The 4,579-nt window shown below is 73.4% G+C and carries 4 protein-coding genes; 2 read left to right on the top strand and 2 right to left on the bottom strand.

Translation table 11 applies throughout. The features are described from left to right. Window positions 1–348, top strand: a 348-nt coding sequence (locus AC1DTW_RS27950) for a methyl-accepting chemotaxis protein (RefSeq protein ID WP_477985278.1), incomplete at its 5' end; no start/stop codon positions are given. Between the two features lie 2 nt (window positions 349–350). On the opposite strand, the gene AC1DTW_RS27945 is transcribed toward AC1DTW_RS27950, so the two are convergent. After that, window positions 351–1,229 (bottom strand): LytR/AlgR family response regulator transcription factor, encoded by an 879-nt coding sequence (locus tag AC1DTW_RS27945; RefSeq protein WP_477985276.1) that lies wholly within the window; start codon window positions 1,227–1,229, stop codon window positions 351–353. A gap of 42 nt (window positions 1,230–1,271) precedes the next feature. Between AC1DTW_RS27945 and AC1DTW_RS27940 the strand changes: the two genes are divergently transcribed. Continuing rightward, complete coding sequence (locus AC1DTW_RS27940) at window positions 1,272–3,077, top strand: FAD-dependent oxidoreductase (RefSeq protein WP_477985274.1); 1,806 nt, start codon at window positions 1,272–1,274, stop codon at window positions 3,075–3,077. Here AC1DTW_RS27940 and AC1DTW_RS27935 read toward each other — a convergent pair. Further along, window positions 3,061–4,579 (bottom strand): FAD-dependent oxidoreductase (locus tag AC1DTW_RS27935; protein WP_477985272.1); only part of this gene is annotated, 1,519 nt, incomplete at its 5' end. The two genes, AC1DTW_RS27940 and AC1DTW_RS27935, sit on opposite strands and share 17 nt — an antisense overlap.

Here is a 4,579-nt window from a genome sequence, read left to right as displayed (position 1 = left end):
AGCGCCGAAGCGGCGAAGGAGATCAAGGGGCTGATCGGCGCCTCGGTCGAGAAGGTCGAGGGCGGCTCGAAGCTCGTCGCCGATGCCGGTCGCACGATGAAGGAGATCGTCGGCTCGGTGCAGCGCGTCTCGGACATCATCGCCGAGATCAGCGCGGCCGCCAGCGAGCAGAGCCAGGGCATCGGCGAGGTCAATACCTCGGTCGCGCAGCTCGATCAGATGACGCAGCAGAACGCCGCGCTGGTCGAGCAGTCGGCCGCCGCGGCCGAGAGCCTGCGCGAGCAGGCGGCGCGGCTCGCGAGCGTCGTCAGCACGTTCCGCCTCGGCGACACGCGCCCGGCCGCCTGAGGCTACGCCCCGAGCACCAGCCGCAGCACCTCGGCACGCCGGCTTTCGCTCAGCGGCGCGATCTGACCATTGCTCAAACGCACGCCGAGCTCGCCGGCGTCGCCGCGCGGCGGCGGGATGATCGCCTGCATGCGCCGGCGATTCACGAGCGCACGACGATGCGTGCGGATGAAGCCGTGCTCCTTCAGCCGGGCTTCCGTCTCGGCGAGCGTCTGGCGCAGCAACCGCACCTCGGCGCCGACATGCAGCGCGACGTAATTGCCCTGCGCCTCGACCCAGTCGACCTCGTCGGCGCGCACCAGCAGATCGCCTTGCGTCGCGGTGCGCACGATGAAGGTCGGCGCTTCCGGCGCCGTGGCCGGCGGCTCGGGTGACCCCGGCTTCGCACGCGCGGCCAGCAGCAGGCGCCACCCGTTCGCGATCACGACGATGAGGACGAAGGTCAGCGCGTCCTTGCGGTACTCGTACAGCAGGCCGTCGACCCACGGACCGAAGTCGTAGCGCCAGCCGGCGAGCGCATAGGCGAGATGTCGCAGCGCGATCATCGTCGTCACGTGGCCGATCGAGAACACCACGCTCGCGCCGAGATAGGCCACGAGCCGCAGCCCGCGACTGCGCACCGACGCGCGCAGGTGTTCGTCGAGCACCAGCACCGGCAGCAGGCACGCCAGCAGGCCGAGCGCGCTGCTGTACTCCCAGATCCACGGCGCGCCCGGCTCGAACGCGACGCCGCGCCGGCTCAGGTCGTTCGCGACCGACACGCTGTTGACGGCGGCCTGCACGACGAGCCAGACCGTCGCGAGCGCGAGCGGGGCACGCCATCCCGCCCGGGCGGTCACGGTGGTGCCCGGGTTCGTCCCGGATTCGGCCAGGTTGGTCACTTTCGGAGCCTGCGGCGGCGCATCCAGGCGATTCTAGGCAGCATGAACCGACGCCAACTCCTCCGATCCGCCGCAGCGCCGCTGCTGGCCGGCCTGCAATCTGCAACGCTCACCCGCGCGCTCGCGGCGCCGGGCCCGGTCCCGCGCGTGCGCCCCGGCGACGCGGCCTGGCCCACCGAGGCGCGCTGGGCCGAGCTCGGCGATCGCGTCGGCGGTCGGCTGCTCAAGCTGTCCGACCCGTTCGCCGCCTGCCGCGCGGCGCCGGCCGGCGCGGCCTGCGACGAGCTCTTCAAGGCGCTGAAGAACCCGCACTTCATCGGCGATTCGCCCAGCCTGACACAGACGCTGGGCTGGGTCGACGCCTGGGTGTCGCGGCCGAGCGTCTACGCAGTGGCCGCGCAGACGAGCGCCGATGTCGTCGCCGCAGTGAACTTCGCCCGGGGGCACCGCCTGCGGCTGGTCGTCAAGGGGGGCGGCCACAGCTACCAGGGCGGCTCGAACGCGGCCGATTCGCTGCTCGTGTGGACGCGCCGGATGCGCGCGATCACGCTGCACGAGGCGTTCGTCGCCGAAGGTTGCGGCGAAGCACCGCAGCCGGCCGTGACGGTCGAGGCCGGGGCGCTCTGGGGGCCGGTCTACGACGCGGTCACGACGCAAGGCGGTCGCTACGTGCAGGGCGGCGGCTGCCTGACGGTGGGCGTGGCCGGGCTGATCCAGAGCGGCGGCTTCGGCAGCTTCTCGAAGGGCTTCGGGCTGGCGTCGGCGAACCTGCTGCAGGCGGAGGTCGTCACGGCCGACGGCGCGGTGCGCACCGCCAACGCCTGCACGAATCCCGAGTTGTTCTGGGGCCTGAAGGGCGGCGGTGGCGGCAGCCTGGGCATCGTCACGCGCCTGACCCTGCGCACGCATGCGTTGCCCGCGTCGATCGGCGCAGTCAACATGACGATCCAGGCGAATTCCGACGCGGCCTACCGGCGCCTGATCGGGCTGGTCCTCGCGCACTACCGCGACCGCCTGATGAATCCGCATTGGGGCGAGCAGATCGTCCTGCAGCACAGCAAGGTGCTGCGGATCGCGATGGTGTTCCAGGGCCTGAGCCGCGGCGAGGCGTCGGCCGTCTGGCAGCCGTTCATCGACGCGGTCGGCGACGCGCCGGGTGACTTCTGCATGACCTCCGCGCCGTTCATCGTCGCGCTGCCTGCGCGCCGCTTCTGGGAACCAGGCATTCTGAAGATGTTGCCCGGCGTGGTGGTCGGCGACAACCGGCCCGGCGCGCCGCCCGGCAACATCATCTGGTCGGGCGACCAGGGCCAGGTCGGCCAGGTGTTGCACGGTTATCAGTCGGCGTGGCTGTCGGCCGCGTTGCTGCAGCCGCAGCAGCACGCGTCGTTGTGCGACGCGCTGTGCGCGGCAACGCGCCACTGGCAGGTCGCCCTGCACGTCAACAAGGGGCTCGCGGGCGCGCCCGAAGCGGCGATCGCCGCGGCGCGCGACACCGCGATGAACCCGGCCGTGCTCGACGCGTTCGCGCTGGTGATCGCCGCGGCGGAAGGGCCGCCGGCCTGTCCCGGCATCGCGGGTCGCGAACCCGACGCACCGAGCGCACGCCGGCGTGCGCAGGCCATCGACGCAGCCATGAGCGAACTGCGCCGCGTGGCGCCGAACCCGGGCTCATACGTGTCGGAGAGCGACTTCTTCGAGGCCGACTGGCAGCGGTCTTTCTGGGGCCCGAACTACCCGCGGCTGCTGGGGGTGAAGCAGCGCTACGACCCCGACGGCCTGTTCTTTGTTCACCACGGCGTCGGCAGCGAACGCTGGAGCGCCGACGGCTTCAGCGCGCCGGGGTGAGCCGCACGCGGCCGAGCCCCGCCAGGGCCTGCGCGGCGGCCCGCGTGCCCTGGTACAGCGCCTCCTCGAAGACCGAGTAGGCCGACAGATCGCTGTGCGCGAAGTGCACGCGCCGCTGCGGCTGGGCAAGCGCGCGCAGTGCGGCGCTGCCGCGCGCGCCCGGCACCGGCACGGCCATCGCATGGCCGTAGCGCATCAGGTCGACCTGCATCAGCTTCGCCGGCAGGTCGGGGTGGACGCGGGCCAGGTCCTGCACGACCGCGCCGGCCCACGCCGACCACGGCTCGACGAGCAGCCGCGCGCGCTGTGCCGCGAGTTGCGCGGGCGTGTCGCCGCCGAGCGCCCAGTACGCGGTCAGCACGGTCGGGCCTGGGATCGAGCGCGTGCTCTGGTGCATCGCGTCGACATAGCCGAGCGTCGGGTTCGGGTGGGTCGGGTCGCAGGCCACGTTGTCCCACGACAGCGGCGCGCCGGGGCGCTCGTCGGGCACGTCGCTCAGGTGCAGGTTCGCGACCAGCCACGGCGCGTGCGGCAGCATCGCGGCCGCTTCGCTCAGCGCGGCGGGCGGCGTCTCCAGCAGCCGCGCGGCGACGAACAGCGGCAGCGCGAGCACGACCTGCGGCGCGCTCCAGCGCTCGGTGCGCTGCGCGGCCGCATGCCACAGATCGACGTCGACGCGCTCGCGGCCCTCGCTGACACGCAGCACGACAGCGCCGGTGTGAGTGCGCCCGTGCAGCGGCGCGGCGAGCTTGCGCGCCAGCCAGGCGTTGCCTTCGGGCCAGGTCAGCACGCCGTCGCGCTCGTCGTTCGAATCGCCGGGCGCATGGAAGCCGTGCCGGCTCGCGAAGTAGTGCAGCCCGGCCCAGGCCGAGACCTGGCGCGCGCCGGCGCCGTAGTCGTCACGGCAGCAGTAGTCGAGGTACCAACGCAGCGCCGGCGCGGTCAGCCCTTGGGCATCGAGCCAGGCGCCGAACGTGATGGCGTCGAGCGCATCGAGCCTCGGGCTCCAGGCACCGCGCGCGGTCGGCATCGCGAACGCGCCGCCGGCGCCGGCCGCGTCGACCGCGGCGCCGAAGCGGCGGTATTGCGCGAGCGTCGGTCCGCGCTCGGCCGCGGGCAGCGCGTCGATCGGCGGCAGCAGGCCGTCGTGCCAGAAGCCGGCGATGTGCAGCCGCTCCTGCGGGCTGTGGCACAGCGTGCGCTCGTCGTAGACCGTCACGCCGCGCTCGCTGCGGCGCACGCCGAGCGCTTCGAGCAGCTCGATGACCTCGAGCGCACGCTCGCCCGGCAGCGGCAGGTAGTGCGCGCCGAGCGGGCAGCGCATCCCGGCGATCGCGTGGCCGCGGCTGTTGCCGCCGGCTTCGTCCTCGAGCTCGAGCAGCCGCACGTCGTCGACGCCGGCACGGTCGAGCGCGCGCGCCGCGGCCAGGCCCGAGACGCCGGCGCCGACGACGATCGCGCCGGCGCGGCGCTGCACCGCGGGCGCCGGCACGCCCCCGGCC

This window comes from Rhizobacter sp. P5_A1, from assembly GCF_056400745.1.
The sequence above is the reverse complement of the archived record's forward strand: the minus strand, read 5'-3'. Positions and strand labels throughout refer to the sequence as shown.

Excerpts from the sequence above, each read along its gene's own strand:
- AC1DTW_RS27940 (WP_477985274.1), top strand. The coding sequence starts at position 1,272 with ATGAACCGACGCCAACTCCTCCGATCCGCCGCAGCGCCGCTGCTGGCC.